Below are 14203 nucleotides of genomic sequence, written 5' to 3'. Positions count from 1 at the left end.
ACGCGCGCCCCGGGCGGGACGCGATCCGCGTCCGTGCGTCGACGCGCGCGCTCGTGGTCGCCGTGACGCCGCGGCGCTCAGGCCGTCGGCGCGGTCAGGCGCGCGCGCAGCGCCTCGGCCGCCTCGATGCGCGGGCGCAAGCGCGCCTCGATCGCCGCGACCTGGTCGGCGCTGCCGCCCATGCCCTTGCGCGCGCGCTCGGGCGCGCCGCGGTAGTTGTCGATCAGCGCCGCGAGCGCCGCGGGCAGCTCGGGGGCGAGCGTGCCGCGGGCGGCGGCCGCGAGGAGCGCGCGCCAGCCGGCGACGTCGCGGCCGGTGCGCTGCGTGAAGCCGCGCCGCACCATCGGGCGCACGAAGAACGGCAGCTCGCCCCAGTCGCGCTCGGTGTCGTCGATCGCGCGCGCGACCGCGGCCACGGCGGCGGCCAGATCGGTCGCGGTCATGGCGACCTCGGGGTGGGCCCGGCCCAGGGGATGACGGTCTCGCGCATGGCGCGATGGTGCCACCGCGGGCGGCGCCGCGCGCGCTGATCGAACCCTGGGGAATTCAGAACTGCGGTGGGTCGGCGAGGCAGGCGTCGAGCTCGTCGGTCTCGGTCCACCCGCACTCGCCCTCGACCTGCTCCTCGCAGGTCGCGGTCCGGTAGCACGTGTACTCCGGCCGGTACTCGCAGGTGGTGACGACGCCGGGGCGATCGCTGCACACCTGGCCCGAGCAGCCGCCGACGTAGCAGGTCTTGTGGTCGCGGGCGCGGGTGTAGAACTGGGTCACGGTGCGCGCCTTGGCGCTGCCGGCGGCGCCGCGCACGGTGTAGCGATCGCCCGCGATGATGATGTTGCGCACGAACAGCTCGGTGATCCCGTCGCCGATCTGGTCGTCGTCGACGTCGGCGTGGTCCCAGCCCAGCTCGGCCAGCGCGGCGGTGGCCGACGAGTTCAGCTTCTTCTCGCGGAACGAGTTGCACGGCGCGGCCATGCAGCGGACGCCGGTCTCCTCGACGATCGCGAACGGACCCGTCGGCGCGTTGGGGCCCTGGCCCAGCCACGCCTCGGTCGGCTTGAACTCGCCGAGGCGGCCGATGTCGGCGCCGAAGCTCTTGTTGACGACCGTGCCGCGCAGCAGCACCGGGCTGGTGTGGATGGCGCCGACGATCCCGTCGATCGTGTCCGGCGTCATGCCGAGCAGCGACCAGCGGATCTCGGCGACGTAGCAGCGGTCGGCGTAGACGCCGTCGGCGCACTTGGTGTCGGAGCGGTTGGCCCGCGACACCCAGTAGCCACCGCAGTACGGCGAGGCGCAGCGGCGGGCGTCGGCCTCGACGTGATAATAGGTGTACGTGCCGCCGATGTCGGCCTTGGTCTCGTCGACCTCGGAGGTGTCCTCGGTCGCGAACTCGTCCTCGATCATCGAGTCGGTGCACGCCGCCAGCCCCATCGCCACGAACGCAGAGAGCATCAAGCCAGTCTTCATGATGACCGCGCGCGGAGCACGGGGCGTGCCATCCGGTGATTCGCCTGAAGTCGTGTCGTGTCGTGGGGTTGGCCACGCGACCCGGTGGCTGATCGACTTGCGCGGAGCGCCGCGTGTGGCCACTCGATCTGCCGCTGTCGCTGGCGCCGACAGGGGCGAACCCCGCTCGCCGAGATCGCACGCGACATCGGTGTCGCGGATCGCGCCCGCGTCGACGAGTCACGATCGCCAAGCCCGCGACCTCGCACGGATCGAGCTGGTCATCGCCTTGCTGTAACGGTGGCCGTGACGTGTACGCGCTCGATCGTCGCGATGGCCACAGTCGGCGTCGCGGCTGGACCCGCCGCGGCGGCGCCCGGCGGAGGCGGCTCGCTGGTCGCGATCGGCTTCGGCCCGAGCGCGACCCTCGGCGGCGGACTGGCCGACGAGGTGTACGGCGCCGGCGCCGCGGCGCGGGTGCGGATGGGCGGACGGTTCGGCCGGGTCGGCGCCGAGCTGGTCGTCGCCGTGACCGGCCTGACGACCCACGATGGTCGCGACGCGCCGGCGGTCCTCACCGGGCCCAGCCTGGCGTGGTACCCGGTCGCGACCCCCTGGTTCCAGCTCGGCGCCCGCGGCGGTCTCAGCGCCGGGGCGATCAACGAGGAGCGCACGACCACGGGCCCGTGCGAGCGCGCCGGCACCTGTACGACCACGACGACCGCGAGCCACGGCGGCTTCGCGCTCGACCTCGGCGTCACCGCGCAGCTCGAGCTGGGCGCGCGCCGCGGCGGCCGGCTGGTGCTGTGGCTCGACGTCGGCACCCAGCTCATGCGCTTCCAGCTCGACGATCGCGTCGTCGGCGGCCACGCGAGCCAGATCACGTTCGGACTCGGCCATGGCATGGCGTTCTGACCCCAGGGCGCACGTGGCGCGCGCGATCATCGTCGCGGCGGCGCTCGCGGGCCCGGCCCGGGCGTGCCCCGACGGCGGCCTCGAGCTGGCGCTGTCGACGTCGCGGTTCGCGATCGCGCCGACGCCGGCCCAGGGCGTCGGCCTCGATCTGTGGGCCCGCGGCCCGACCGGCGCGTGGGGCCGGTGCGCCGCCGTCGGCCATCGGGTGATCACCGTCGAGGTCGAGGCGCCCGACGTCGGCGACCGCGCCCACACGGTCGTCCACGCCGGCGGCTACCGCGCGATCGTCCACGCCGGCGACGTCGAGCTCGAGCTCGGCGCGTACCTGCTGACGTCGTGGGCCGACGCGCTGCGGTTCGTGACGCCGATGGCGGCGGCGCAGGTCGAGCCGGCGCCGGGCCTGGTCGTGCGCGCCGAGGTGATCGCCGCCGGCGCCGCCGTGATGGCGCGCGCGCGGACGCCGCGGACCTTGACCGACGACGTGGCGATCAGCGGCAGCGCCGCGTGGCCGGCGGCGGCCGCGACCCGCGGCGAGGTGCGCGTGCGCCTGCGCCGGTACCACGCCGACGACCTCGACCGCCGCGACCTGACCGTGACCGTCGGGCTCGGCCTGGCGCTGGCCGCGCACGACCGCGCGCGGGCGCTGCCCGGGTTCGTCGGGCTCGCGGTCCGGCGCGGCGCCGACCCGGCGGTCCTGGTGGTCGCCGAGCTGAGCTACGGCGTCGGTGGCCGGTGAGCGGCGCCGGTTGACCGTCGGACGCCGAGCCCCTAACGTCCGCCGCCATGAGCGACAACCGCGACAAGTTGCGGGCCACCTTCCGCGAGGCGCTAGGCTTGCCCGCCGAGGCGCCGGTGGACGAGCTGGCCTACCGCGCGGTCAAGGAGTGGGACTCGGTCGCGCACATGCAGCTGGTCGCGAGCATCGAGAGCGCGTTCGAGCTGATGCTCGATACCGACGACGTGATCGGGATGTCGAGCTTCGCCGCGGCCTGTGCGATCGTCGGGAAACATGGCGTGGCGCTCTGACCCACCGCTGCTGGCCGGGCGCACCGCGTTCGTGACCGGCTCGTCGCGCGGCATCGGCCGCGAGGTCGCGCGCACGCTGGCCGCCCACGGCGCCGACGTCGCCGTCCACGGTCGTCAAGATCCGACCGCGCTGGCCGAGCAGGCGGCGGCGCTGGCGGCCGAGTTCGGCGTACGCACGCTGGCGCTGGCCGGCGACGTCGCCGATCCGGCGGTGGTCAAGGGCTGGTTCGCGACGCTGTTCGCGCAGTGGAAGCGGCTCGACGTGCTGGTCAACAACGCCGGCGTGCTCGAGGGCGCGCTGCTGGGGATGGCCAGCGCCGAGCTGATCGATCGGGTGATCGACGTCAACACCAAGGGCGCGATCCACGTGCTCCAGGCCGGCGCCCGGCTGATGGCGCGGCACCGCCACGGCGCGATCATCAACGTCAGCTCGATCCTCGGCACCCACGGCGGCGCCGGCCAGGCGGTCTACGCCGCGAGCAAGGCCGCGCTCCTGGGCCTGACCTGGTCGGCGGCCAAGGAGCTGGCGCCCCAGGGCATCCGCGTCAACGCGATCGCGCCCGGCTACATCGACACCGAGCTGGTGCGGGCGCTGCCGCCGGCGGTGCAGGCCGAGCGGACCGCGGCCATCGGCCTGGGCCGGGTCGGGACGCCGGCCGACGTCGCCGGCGTCGTGCTGTTCCTGGCCTCGGAGCTGGGGGCGTACGTGACCGGGCAGGTGATCGGCGTCGACGGCGGGCTCGCGGCCTGATGGCGCGCCTGGCCGTCGGCGCGCCCGCCGCGATCGCGCTGATCGACGCGACCACCGATCGCCGGATCAGCTACGCCGAGCTCGACGCCCTGGTGGCCGTGGCCGCGGCGCGGCTGCGCGCCGACGGCGGCGGCCTGGTGGCGCTGTTCGCCGGCAACGACGTCGCGTCGATCGTCGAGCTGCTCGGGGCGTGGGCGGCCGGCCTGCCGGTGCTGTTGCTCGATCGCGCCCTCGACGCCGAGCTGGCCGACGCCGTGCTCGACCGCTACCGGCCCGAGGTGGTGCGCGGGCGGGCGTGGGTCGGCCGGCGCGGCGGCGTCGCGCCGGATCCGGCGCTGGCGCTGCTGCTGTCGACCTCGGGCTCGACCGGCAGCCGCAAGCTGGTGCGGCTGTCGGCGGCGGCGGTCGAGGCCAACGCGCGCGCGATCGCGGCGGCGCTCGCGCTCGGGCCGGGCGCGGTGGCGCCGACGACGCTGCCGATCCACTACTCGTTCGGGCTGTCGGTGGTCACCAGCCACCTCGCGGCCGGCGCGACCGTGCTGGTCACCGGCGACGGGCTCGTCACCGACGGCTTCTGGGCGGCGTGTCGGCGCCACGGCGCGACCTCGCTGGCGGGCGTGCCGTACTCGTTCGAGCTGCTGCGCCGGCTCGAGCTCGCGACGATCGCGCCGCCGAGCCTGCGGTGGTTGACCCAGGCCGGCGGCGCGCTGGCGCCGGCGCAGGTGCGGCGGTTCCACGAGATCGCGGGCGCGCGCGGCGGCGGCCTGTACGTGATGTACGGGCAGACCGAGGCGTGCGCGCGGATCGCGATCTTGCCGCCGGGCGAGCTGCCGGCGCGGGCCGGCTCGGTCGGGCGCGCGCTCGACGGCGGCGAGGTTTGGATCGAGGTCGACGGTCGGCCGGCCGCGCCGGGCGAGGTCGGCGAGGTCTGGTGCCGCGGCCCGAGCGTGATGCTGGGCTACGCCGAGGACCGGGCCGATCTGGCCCGCGGCGACGACCTCGGCGGCGCGCTCGCGACCGGCGACCTCGGCTACCTCGACGCCGACGGCTGGCTGTGGATCACCGGCCGCGCCCGGCGCTACGCCAAGGTGTTCGGCCTGCGGGTCAGCCTCGACGAGATCGAGGCGATCGCGACCGCGGCGGCGCCGGCGGGCACGGTCCTCGCCGCGGTGGCGGACGGCGACCGGATCAAGATCGTGGTCGAGGGCCCGGCCGACCTGGCGGCGGTCCGGGCGGCGGTCAGCGCGCGCACCGGCATCCACCCCAGCGGGTTCGCGCTGATCGCGGTCGCGGCGCTGCCGCGGTTGCCCAGCGGCAAGCCGGACTACCGTACCCTCGAGGGACCGTGACCACCGCGCCCGCGCCCGCACCGCTGACCGCCGCGATCGACGCGCTGCTCGACGCGCCGCCGTTCGGCCTGGCCCAGGCCGACAAGGCCGCGCGGCTGGTGCCGGTGCTCGACGCCCTGACCCGGCACCACCGCGCGTCGTGCCCGGCCTACCGCCGGCTCACCGACGTGCTCGGCCGCGGCGATCGCCCCGCGACCACGCTGGCCGAGGTGCCGTGGCTGCCGGTCGGGCTGTGGAAGAGCCACCGGCTGGTGTCGGTGCCCGACGACCAGATCACGACGACCCTGACCTCGAGCGGCACCACCGGCCAGGTGCCCAGCCGCGTCTACCTCGATCACGACACCGCGCGCCGCCAGGCCCGCGCGCTGGCCCGGGTCCTGACCCACGTCCTCGGGCCGCGCCGCGTGCCGATGATCATCGTCGACCACGGCGGCGTGCTGCGCGATCGCGCCGCGTTCTCGGCCCGCGGCGCCGGCGTGCTCGGCATGATGACGTTCGGCGCGCAGCCGCGGTTCGTGCTCGACGCCGACCACGCGCTCGATCGCGCCGGGCTCGCCGACTTCCTCGCGCGCCACGGCGACGCGCCGTTCCTGATCTTCGGCTTCACGTACATGATCTGGGCGTACTTCTACGAGCAGGTGCGCGACCTCGGGCTCGATCTGCGCAACGCGACGCTGATCCACTCGGGCGGCTGGAAGGTGCTGGCCGAGCGCGCGGTCGACAACGCCACCTTCCGGTCGGCCCTGACGGCGGCGACCGGGCTGACGCGGATCTACAACTTCTACGGCATGGTCGAGCAGATCGGCTCGGTGTTCCTCGAGGGCGACGACGGCCTGCTCTACCCGCCGACCTTCGCCGACGTGCTCATCCGCGATCCGCTGACGCTGGCGCCGGCGCCGATCGGCACGCCCGGCGTGATCCAGACCGTGAGCGCGCTGCCGACCAGCTACCCCGGCCACTCGGTCTTGACCGAGGACCTCGGCGTGATCGAGCGCGTCGACGACGGCGATCGGCGCGGCCACGCGCTGCGCATGCTGGGGCGGGTGCCGCGGGCCGAGCTGCGCGGCTGCAGCGACACCCACGCCGCGGCGGTGACGCCGTGAAGGTGGTGTGCCGGGTGCCGGACCGCGGCGAGGTCGAGCTGGCCGAGCTGCTGCGCGGGCTGGTCGCGGCGCCGCCGGGGCAGCCCTACGCCGACGACGTCGTCGAGCTGTGCCAGCAGTTCGGCGCCCGGCTGATGGCCGACCCGGTCGCGCGGGTCCACCCCGAGCTGATGACGCTCGGGTTCTTCATGCGCAAGGCCGAGCTGGCCCGGGGCAAGCGCGAGCACGAGGCCGCGGCGCGCCAGGACCTGGTGCAGGTGCCGGCCGGGCTGGTGTTCCACGTGCCGCCGGCCAACGTCGACACGATCTTCATGTACTCGTGGCTGCTGTCGGTGCTGGCCGGCAACACCAACGTCGTGCGGCTGTCGAGCCGGTCGGCGCCGGTGGTCGATCACCTGTGCGCGCTGCTCGACGAGCTGCTGGCGGCGCCGCGCCACGCCGACGCCCGCGCGCGGGTCGCGATGATCCAGTACGGCCACGACGACGCGATCACCGCGGCGATCTCGGCCCACGCGGCGATCCGGGTGATCTGGGGCGGCGACGCCACCGTCGCCACGATCCGGCGCGCGCCGCTGCCGCCGTACGGGCGCGACCTGACCTTCGCCGACCGCTGGTCGCTGATGGCGCTCGACGCGGCCACGGTCGCGGCGCTGGCGCCGGCCGAGCTGGTCGCGCTGGCCGAACAGCTCTTCAACGACATCTTCTGGTTCGATCAGGCGGCGTGCTCGTCGCCGCGGCTGTGCCTGTGGATCGGCACCGGCGCGCTGGTCGCGACGGTGCGCGACCGGCTGTGGTCGGCGGTGGCCGACGTCGCGACCGCGCGCGGGCTGCGGCCCGAGGTGGCGCTGCGCATGGCCCGGGAGCTGTTCGTGCACCAGGCGGTGCTCGACGGGCCGGTGGTCGGGCGCACCGACTACGGCGCGGCGCTGACGGTGGCGCGGGTCGATCGGCTCGACGGCCTGTCGCGCGCGCACCCGGGCGGCGGGCTGCTGTTCGAGGCGATCGCGCCGTCGCTGGCCAGCCTCGATCGCTGGGTCACACGCCGCGATCAGACGCTGACCCACTTCGGGTTCGCGCGCCACGAGCTGATCGAGCTGGCGCAGCGCCTGGCCGGCCGCGGGATCGATCGCCTGGTGCCGGTCGGGCAGGCCCTGCACCTGGCGCGGTTCTGGGACGGCTACGATCTGCTGGCGCAGCTGGTCCGCAACGTCCACGTCGTCGGCTGACCCGCGCGCGCGGTCACGGCGCGCGCGCCAGCAGCACGAGCCAGCCCGGCACCGGCAGGTCGGCCTCGTGGCGGACCTCGAACGCCTCGAGCGCGAGCACCGTCAGGCCGTGGGCCGCGGCCAGGCGCGCGACGTACGCGCGGCCGTGGGCGTAGCGGCCGGTGGCCTGGAGCACGACGTCGTCGGCGTCGCTGCGCTCGACGGTGAACGCGAACCAGCCGGCGTCGGTCAGCGCCCGCGCGACCGCGGCGAACAGCGGGGCCAGGTCGCCCAGGTAGATCAGCACGTCGGCGGCGGTCACCAACGCCAGCGTCGCGGCCGGCACGGTGGCCAGGTGATCGACGACGTCGGCGACGGTCAGCTCGTCGTACAGCCCGCGGGCGCGCGCGACCTCGATCATCCGCGGCGCCAGATCGACGCCCGCCAGCCACGCGACGTGATCGCGGACCAGCGGCGCCACCAGGCCCGAGCCGCAGCCGAGGTCGAGCGCGCGCGCGAACCGGCGGCCGGCCGCGCGGTCGGCGATCAGCGCCGCCAGGCGGCGGTGGCCGGCGTAGCGGAGCGTCCCCACCATCAGGTCGTCGAACCGCGGCGCCAGCGCGTCGAACAGATCGACGACGTAGGCGCGCGGCGCGGCCGCGGTCAGCTCGCCGCGCAGCGCGGCCCGCAGGTGCGGCGTCATCGTGTTGGCCGGCACCAGCGCCTCGATCTCCTGGTACAGCGGCTCGAGCTCGTCGAGCCGGCGCAGGTCGACCAGGACCCGGGACAGGTTGAGCAGCGACGGCAGGTGCCGCGGCGCCCGCGCCAGCGCCGCCCGATAGTGCGCGATCGCCAGGTCGGGCTGGTCGGCGGCCTCGGCCGCGAGCGCGCAGTTGTAGTGCGCGTCGGGATCGTCGGGCGTCAGGTCGCGAGCTGCGGCGTAGGCCGCCGCGGCCGCGGCGTGGTCGCCGGCCCGGGTCAGCGCGCTGCCGTGGACGGCGTGGCCGCGCGGATCGGTCGGCGCGAGCGCGCGGGCGGCGGCGGCGGTGGTGACCGCGTCGGCGACCGTGCCGTGGGCCAGCTCGGCCAGCGCCAGCGCCAGCGCGGCGTCGGCGCGGGTCGGCGCGAGCGCGCGGGCCTGGCGGTAGGCCGCCCGGGCCGCGGCGTGGTCGCCCTGCGCGGTCAGCGTCGCGCCGAGCGCGAGCGCGGCGTCGGCCAGCGTCGGATCGGCGGCGAGCGCCGCGCGGTGGTGGGCCGCCGCCTCGTCGAGCCGGGCGGTCTGGCCGCACACCAGCCCGAGGTGGTGGTGGGCCAGGGCGTGATCGGGCGCGAGCGCCAGGGCGGCGCGGGCGGCGGCCTCGGCCTCGGGCCACTGCCCCAGCAGCGCGCGCATCGCCGTCAGGTTGTCGAGCGGCGGCAGCCAGCGCGGCGCGAGCGTCGTCGCGGTCGCGAACGCGGCGGCGGCGTCGTCGAGGCGCCCGGCGGCGACCAGCGCGGCGCCGAGGTTGTAGCTGGCGATCGCGGCCTGCTGGTGCGCGGCGTCGACCGCCGCCCGGTGCGCGCCGATCGCGTCGTCGAGCGCGCCGCGGGCCTGCAGCGCCGTCGCGAGCGCGGCGTGGGCGCCGGGCGCGTCGGGCGCGTCGGCCACCTGCTGGCGCAGCGCGCGCAGCTCGTCGTCGTCGTCGTCCATCGCGGCCGCAGCGTACCGCGGGCGCGCCCAGGTCAGGTCGGCGCGAGCCGGCCGTTCCAGCCGGTCGGCACCGCGAGGACCGGGCAGCCAGCGTCGCGCATGATGTGCTCGGTGTGGGTGCCGAACAGCGCGTCGAGGACGCCGTCGTGGCCGGCGGTGGTCATCACGATCACGCACGGATCCTCGGCCGCGACCGCCGCCAGGATCGCGGCGTCGAGCCCGCCGGTCGCGGCGCGGACCCGCAGGTTGGGCTCGCGCGGCACCTCCAGCGGCGTCGCGCCGACGTGGAGCACGATCCGCTCGATCGCCGTCGCGCCGGCCAGCTCGGCCAGCGCCGCCGCGGCCGCCAGGCCCTGGGCCAGCTGGAGCGCGTCGCCGGCCGGGATCAGCACCCGCCGCAGATCGATCGCGCCGGTGGCCTCGTCGACGAACCGGCGCCCGCGGTTGGGGACCACCAGGGTCGGCACGTCGAGGTTGCGCGCCAGGGCCATGCCGACCGAGCCGTGGACCAGCGCGGCCAGGCCGTGGCGGGCGTGGGTGCCCGTGACGACCAGGCCCGGCGCGATCCGCCGGAGCGCGTCCAGGACCGTGTCGGTGACGTCGTCGCAGCACTCGTGGCACAGGCGCTCGTGGGCGATCGGGCGGCCCCAGGCGGTGGCCAGGGGCGCGGCGTCGGGCAGGCGATCGCTCGCCGTCGCCGGCGCGTTGCCGTGGACGGTGATCAGCCGCGCGGCGCTCGCGGCCGCGAGGCCGCTGGCGTGGACGAAGGCGGCGCGATCGTCGCCGGACAGGTCGGTCGTGTGCGCGATGGTCGTGGCCACGGTCAGCTCCTCGGCAGCGGCTGGCCCAGCTCGTCGGCCGGGCGCAGCACGTTGAGCGGCACCATCAGGTAGCGGTGGCCGTTGGCGTGCGGCGCCGGCAGGCGGCCGGCGTCGACGTTGACCTGCACGCTCGGCAGCAGCAGGCGCGGCGCGGCCAGCGTGGCGTCGCGGGCCTCGCGCGCGCGCACGAACGTGTCCTTCGACGTCGTGCCGTCGAGCTGCGGGTTCTTCGCCTTCGACGCGCCGATCGTGGTCTCCCAGCGGACCTCGCGCCCGCCCGGCTGGTAGTCGTGACCGACGAACACGCGCGTCGCGTCGGGCAGGCGGTAGAGCTTCTGGATCGACTCGTAGAGCTCGGCGGCGCTGCCGCGCGGGAAGTCGCACCGGCCGGTGCCGTAGTCCTCGGTGAACAGCGCGTCGCCCGTGAACAGCGCGTCGCCGATCTTGAGCGTGACGCAGGCCGGGGTGTGGCCGGGCGTGGCGATGACCTCGATCGCGAGCGCGCCCGCGGCCACGACCTCGCCGTCGACGAGCAGGCGGTCGAACTGGCTCCCGTCGGTCGCGAAGCTGGCCGGCAGGTCGAAGATGCCCTTGAACGTGTCCTGGACCTCGCGGATGCGCTCGCCGATCACGACCCGGGCGTCGAAGCGCCGGCGCAGCAGCTGCGACGCCGACAGGTGGTCGGCGTGGGCGTGGGTCTCGATCACGTAGTGGACGCGCAGGGCGTGGGCGCGCACGTAGGCGCTGACCTTGTCGACCGAGGTCGTGCTGGTCGAGCCCGACGCGGGGTCGTAGTCGAGCACGGGATCGATGATCACCGCGTCCTTGGTGGTCGGGTCGGACACCACGAACGTCAGCGTGAACGTGGCCGGGTCGTAGAACGGTTCGACGTGGATCAGCGTGGACATGGGGCGCTCCTCCGGGGCTGTGTCAGGTGCGCTCGACCGGCAGGCCGGCGGCGTTGTAGGCGAGCATGCCGCCCGTCATGTTCATGACCCGCGCGAACCCGGCGGCGACCAGGGCCTCGGCGGCGCGCCCGGAGCGGTTGCCCGAGCGACAGATCAGGATCAGGTCGCGGGCGCGGTCCCAGGCGCGGGCCGCGTCCATGACGGTCGCGAGCGGCACCAGCTCGGAGCCGGCGATGTGGCCGAGCTCGCCGGTGAACTCGTGGGGCTCGCGGACGTCGACGAGGTGGACCGCGCCGCGCGCGGCGATCGTGGCCGCCGGGCTGACGTCGCGGTAGCCGCCGCGCATCGCGACGCCGTGGTCGAACGGGCTGACGGGAGGGGCCGCGGCCTCGGCGGCCGGGCGGATCGAGTCGGGGCTGGCAGGTGTCGTCATGGGGATCCTCGAGGGCGGTCAGGCGACCTGACCGCAGGCGCGGTTGGCGGGCACGGCGGTGGCGAGCTTCTTGGGCGGCGGCAGCCCGAGCGCGGCCATCAGCGCGATGAACTCGTCGCGCGACCGGCCGGCCAGGCGCGGGTTCCAGCGCTGCTCCTCGCCGATCGACGAGGCGGTCCGGCCCTGGTAGTCGTGGCCGGGGTAGACGACGGTGTCGGCCGGCAGCGTGAACAGCTGGGTCGTGATGCTGTCGTAGAGCGCGCCGGCGTCGCCGTTCTGGAAGTCGGCGCGGCCGCACCCGCGCACGAGCAGCGTGTCGCCGGTGAAGACCGCGCCCGGGGCCGCGAACGTCAGGCTGTCGTCGGTGTGGCCGGGCGTGGCGATCACGGTCAGCGCGAGCGCGCCGAGCTCGATGACGTCGCCGTGGGCCAGCGGCCGGTCGACGCACGGGGCCCCGGCCGCGCTGGCGCAGGTCACGGCGCCGGTGCGCGCGCGCAACAGGCCGGCCGCGGTGACGTGGTCGGCGTGCACGTGCGTGTCGAGCACGAAGGTGAGGCGCAGGTCGAGCTCGGTGAGCAGGCGCAGATCGCGCTCGACGTGCTCGGCCACGGGGTCGATCAGCGCGGCCACGCCAGCGGCGCGGTCGGCGACCAGGTACGTGTAGGTCGAGCTCTCGGGGTCGAAGAGCTGGCGGAGGAACATGGCGATCGGTATTGCAGGGACGGTGCCAGCCCGGGACGGTCGCCTCCGGGGCGGTTTCGGGGGGCCGCGGTCAGGGTGAAACACGGTGAAACACCCCCGGCGCCGCGGCGCCGTGCCAACCGGTTGCAGCCGATGGGGGCCGAAAACGCCGCGCGGCGCCACCCGGCGCCGCGCTCGAGCCCCTCGCCGCCGCGGCTACATGCGGCCGCGCAGCATGCCGTTCCAGTACATCTCGGGCAGGCCGGCGCGCTGCGCTTGATCACGCCGGGCTGCCGCAGACCGTAGCGGGCCGTGCGGCAGGATCGTCTCGGTGCCCCGTCAATGGCCGTGGCGGCGACGATCTTGCGCAGGGCCCGGGCGTAGCGCTCGACGCCGAAGATGCCCTTGCCGGCCGAGGCGAAGATCACCGGCACCGGCGCGGACGTCCCCGCGCCGCGGTTCAGGACGCCGCGATCACAGCAGCTCTTTGGCGAGCACGACCGCGGCCATGACCAGCACGAACACGCCGAAGCCCCGCCGCAGCGACGTCGGCGAGACCTTGCCCGCGAGGCCGCCGCCGGCGATCGAGCCGACGATCGCGGCCGCGGTCACGGCGAGGGTCAACGGCCAGTCGAGCTTGACGTGCTGGAGGTGGCCGAGGAACCCGGCGGTCGACTGCATCGCGATCACCAGCAGCGACGTGCCGACCGCCGACTCCATCGCCAGCCCGCCCAGCAGCACGAGCGCAGGCACGACGACGAAGCCGCCGCCGGCGCCGACGGTGCCGACCACGAGCCCGACCACGGTGCCGATCGCCAGGACCTTGCCGATCGGCAGGTCGACCACGGTGGTCGCGGCGGCGCGTCGGCCGCGGAGCATCGCGAACGCGGCCACGATCATCAGGCCGGCGAAGCCCAGCATCAGGCCGCGCGCGGGGAGGTGCCCGGCGATGTTGCCCCCGGCGTACGCGCCGACCATGCCGGCGGCGCCGAACACCAGCCCGGTGCGCCAGCGCACGCGGCCCGCGCGGGCGTGGGCGACGACGCCGGTGGCGCTGGTGACGGCGACGACGAACAGCGACGCCGCGATCGCCGCCTTGGTCTCGACGCCGGCGACGTACGTGAGCGTGGGCAAGGTCAGGATCGAACCGCCGCCGCCGAGGAGGCCGAGGGTGACGCCGATCAAGAGGGCGAGGGCGAGGACGACGATCAGCATGCCCGGGACCCAATTCAAGCATGATGCCAGCGGTGCGCGGGGCCCCAGCGCCATCCACGCGCGCCCGCAGCGCGCGCGAAACGCGGTGAAACGTCGGTGCGGGCCCGAAACGTTTCACGCCGATGCAGATCCGGACCTGCCGCGCGCGCCGGGGCGCCAGATCGCCGCAGGGGCGGCGGGCGCCCCTGGCACTCGCGCTGCAAGGGCGACCGGCATGTCCTTGTCGTGGTCGTACGCACTCGCCGGCGGCGCGCTGATCGGCAGCGCCGCCGTGCTCCTGTTCCTCACCCATGGCCGGATCGCCGGGATCAGCGGCGTGGTCGGCTCGCTCTTGCCGCCGGTGCCCAGCGATCGCGGCTGGCGGTTCGGCTTCGTGCTGGGCCTGGTCCTCGCGGGCGTGGTCGCGGCCGCGCTGGCGCCGGCTGCGGTCGGCGCCTCGGTGCGCTCGTCGACGGTGGTGCTGCTGGCCGGCCTGCTGGTCGGGTTCGGCACCCGCATGGGCAGCGGCTGCACCAGCGGCCACGGCGTGTGCGGGCTGTCGCGCCTGTCGCCGCGCTCGATGGTCGCCGTCGTCACCTTCATGGTGACCGGCGCGATCACCGCGATCGTCGCCGGAGGTGCCGCGTGAGCGCCGCCGTACCCGCGTGTGGTACCCGC

Annotated in this window: 16 protein-coding genes; 8 read left to right on the top strand and 8 right to left on the bottom strand. The window is 75.5% G+C overall.

What is annotated here, in order from left to right:
* Window positions 1-77: 77 nt before the first annotated feature.
* The gene (locus IPL61_39425; GenBank protein MBK9037253.1) at window positions 78-443 is read right to left on the bottom strand and encodes a hypothetical protein; all 366 of its coding nucleotides are present in this window, start codon (window positions 441-443) and stop codon (window positions 78-80) included.
* Between the two features lie 103 nt (window positions 444-546).
* Complete coding sequence (locus IPL61_39420; protein ID MBK9037252.1) at window positions 547-1455, bottom strand: hypothetical protein; 909 nt, start codon at window positions 1453-1455, stop codon at window positions 547-549.
* A gap of 327 nt (window positions 1456-1782) precedes the next feature.
* Here IPL61_39420 and IPL61_39415 point away from each other — a divergent pair, with 327 nt between their 5' ends.
* The 7 genes from IPL61_39415 to IPL61_39385 are packed head-to-tail and all read left to right on the top strand — an operon-like array spanning window position 1783 to window position 7819.
* Window positions 1783-2364 carry a hypothetical protein gene (locus IPL61_39415; protein MBK9037251.1) on the top strand — a complete coding sequence of 194 codons (582 nt, stop codon included), beginning with the start codon at window positions 1783-1785 and terminating at the stop codon, window positions 2362-2364.
* The gene (locus IPL61_39410) at window positions 2348-3100 is read left to right on the top strand and encodes a hypothetical protein (protein ID MBK9037250.1); all 753 of its coding nucleotides are present in this window, start codon (window positions 2348-2350) and stop codon (window positions 3098-3100) included. Before IPL61_39415 ends, IPL61_39410 begins: the two co-directional genes overlap by 17 nt.
* A 47-nt stretch (window positions 3101-3147) precedes the next feature.
* Window positions 3148-3390 carry an acyl carrier protein gene (locus IPL61_39405; protein ID MBK9037249.1) on the top strand — a complete coding sequence of 81 codons (243 nt, stop codon included), beginning with the start codon at window positions 3148-3150 and terminating at the stop codon, window positions 3388-3390.
* Entirely contained in the window at window positions 3374-4141 is a 768-nt protein-coding gene (locus tag IPL61_39400) for a 3-oxoacyl-ACP reductase FabG (GenBank protein ID MBK9037248.1), read from the top strand. Before IPL61_39405 ends, IPL61_39400 begins: the two co-directional genes overlap by 17 nt.
* On the top strand, window positions 4141-5490 hold the full coding sequence (locus tag IPL61_39395) for an AMP-binding protein (protein ID MBK9037247.1): 1350 nt from the start codon (window positions 4141-4143) through the stop codon (window positions 5488-5490). Before IPL61_39400 ends, IPL61_39395 begins: the two co-directional genes overlap by 1 nt.
* 44 nt (window positions 5491-5534) lie before the next feature.
* On the top strand, window positions 5535-6593 hold the full coding sequence (locus tag IPL61_39390; GenBank protein MBK9037246.1) for an acyl-protein synthetase: 1059 nt from the start codon (window positions 5535-5537) through the stop codon (window positions 6591-6593).
* Window positions 6590-7819 carry a gamma-glutamyl phosphate reductase gene (locus IPL61_39385; protein MBK9037245.1) on the top strand — a complete coding sequence of 410 codons (1230 nt, stop codon included), beginning with the start codon at window positions 6590-6592 and terminating at the stop codon, window positions 7817-7819. Before IPL61_39390 ends, IPL61_39385 begins: the two co-directional genes overlap by 4 nt.
* Window positions 7820-7832: 13 nt before the next feature.
* Here IPL61_39385 and IPL61_39380 read toward each other — a convergent pair whose 3' ends face one another.
* The 6 genes from IPL61_39380 to IPL61_39355 all read right to left on the bottom strand — a co-directional run bounded on the left by IPL61_39380 (window position 7833) and on the right by IPL61_39355 (window position 13546).
* Window positions 7833-9488, bottom strand: a complete 1656-nt coding sequence (locus IPL61_39380; protein MBK9037244.1) for a tetratricopeptide repeat protein — start codon at window positions 9486-9488, stop codon at window positions 7833-7835.
* A 32-nt stretch (window positions 9489-9520) separates the two neighbouring features.
* The gene (locus IPL61_39375; GenBank protein MBK9037243.1) at window positions 9521-10309 is read right to left on the bottom strand and encodes a universal stress protein; all 789 of its coding nucleotides are present in this window, start codon (window positions 10307-10309) and stop codon (window positions 9521-9523) included.
* Between the two features lie 2 nt (window positions 10310-10311).
* Entirely contained in the window at window positions 10312-11217 is a 906-nt protein-coding gene (locus tag IPL61_39370; protein MBK9037242.1) for an MBL fold metallo-hydrolase, read from the bottom strand.
* A 22-nt stretch (window positions 11218-11239) separates the two neighbouring features.
* Complete coding sequence (locus IPL61_39365) at window positions 11240-11563, bottom strand: rhodanese-like domain-containing protein (GenBank protein ID MBK9037241.1); 324 nt, start codon at window positions 11561-11563, stop codon at window positions 11240-11242.
* A 105-nt stretch (window positions 11564-11668) separates the two neighbouring features.
* Window positions 11669-12352, bottom strand: a complete 684-nt coding sequence (locus IPL61_39360) for an MBL fold metallo-hydrolase (GenBank protein MBK9037240.1) — start codon at window positions 12350-12352, stop codon at window positions 11669-11671.
* Between the two features lie 453 nt (window positions 12353-12805).
* Window positions 12806-13546 (bottom strand): sulfite exporter TauE/SafE family protein, encoded by a 741-nt coding sequence (locus IPL61_39355; protein ID MBK9037239.1) that lies wholly within the window; start codon window positions 13544-13546, stop codon window positions 12806-12808.
* Window positions 13547-13760: 214 nt separating this feature from the next.
* Here IPL61_39355 and IPL61_39350 point away from each other — a divergent pair, with 214 nt between their 5' ends.
* Complete coding sequence (locus tag IPL61_39350; protein ID MBK9037238.1) at window positions 13761-14174, top strand: YeeE/YedE family protein; 414 nt, start codon at window positions 13761-13763, stop codon at window positions 14172-14174.
* Window positions 14175-14203: the final 29 nt, after the last annotated feature.

The organism is Myxococcales bacterium (assembly GCA_016717005.1).
In the GTDB taxonomy this organism is placed as follows: domain Bacteria; phylum Myxococcota_A; class Polyangia; order Haliangiales; family Haliangiaceae; genus UBA2376.
Note: the sequence above shows the minus strand (reverse complement) of the source record. Positions and strands in the feature narration are given on the sequence as shown.

What these genes read in the sequence shown, in the direction of transcription:
- IPL61_39425 (MBK9037253.1), bottom strand. Translation starts at nt 443, where the DNA reads ATGACCGCGACCGATCTGGCCGCCGCCGTGGCCGCGGTCGCGCGCGCG.
- IPL61_39420 (MBK9037252.1), bottom strand. Translation starts at nt 1,455, where the DNA reads ATGCTCTCTGCGTTCGTGGCGATGGGGCTGGCGGCGTGCACCGACTCG.
- IPL61_39415 (MBK9037251.1), top strand. Translation starts at nt 1,783, where the DNA reads ATGGCCACAGTCGGCGTCGCGGCTGGACCCGCCGCGGCGGCGCCCGGC.
- IPL61_39410 (MBK9037250.1), top strand. Translation starts at nt 2,348, where the DNA reads ATGGCATGGCGTTCTGACCCCAGGGCGCACGTGGCGCGCGCGATCATC.
- IPL61_39405 (MBK9037249.1), top strand. Translation starts at nt 3,148, where the DNA reads ATGAGCGACAACCGCGACAAGTTGCGGGCCACCTTCCGCGAGGCGCTA.
- IPL61_39400 (MBK9037248.1), top strand. Translation starts at nt 3,374, where the DNA reads ATGGCGTGGCGCTCTGACCCACCGCTGCTGGCCGGGCGCACCGCGTTC.
- IPL61_39395 (MBK9037247.1), top strand. Translation starts at nt 4,141, where the DNA reads ATGGCGCGCCTGGCCGTCGGCGCGCCCGCCGCGATCGCGCTGATCGAC.
- IPL61_39380 (MBK9037244.1), bottom strand. Translation starts at nt 9,488, where the DNA reads ATGGACGACGACGACGACGAGCTGCGCGCGCTGCGCCAGCAGGTGGCC.
- IPL61_39370 (MBK9037242.1), bottom strand. Translation starts at nt 11,217, where the DNA reads ATGTCCACGCTGATCCACGTCGAACCGTTCTACGACCCGGCCACGTTC.
- IPL61_39365 (MBK9037241.1), bottom strand. Translation starts at nt 11,563, where the DNA reads ATGCGCGGCGGCTACCGCGACGTCAGCCCGGCGGCCACGATCGCCGCG.
- IPL61_39360 (MBK9037240.1), bottom strand. Translation starts at nt 12,352, where the DNA reads ATGTTCCTCCGCCAGCTCTTCGACCCCGAGAGCTCGACCTACACGTAC.
- IPL61_39355 (MBK9037239.1), bottom strand. Translation starts at nt 13,546, where the DNA reads ATGCTGATCGTCGTCCTCGCCCTCGCCCTCTTGATCGGCGTCACCCTC.
- IPL61_39350 (MBK9037238.1), top strand. Translation starts at nt 13,761, where the DNA reads ATGTCCTTGTCGTGGTCGTACGCACTCGCCGGCGGCGCGCTGATCGGC.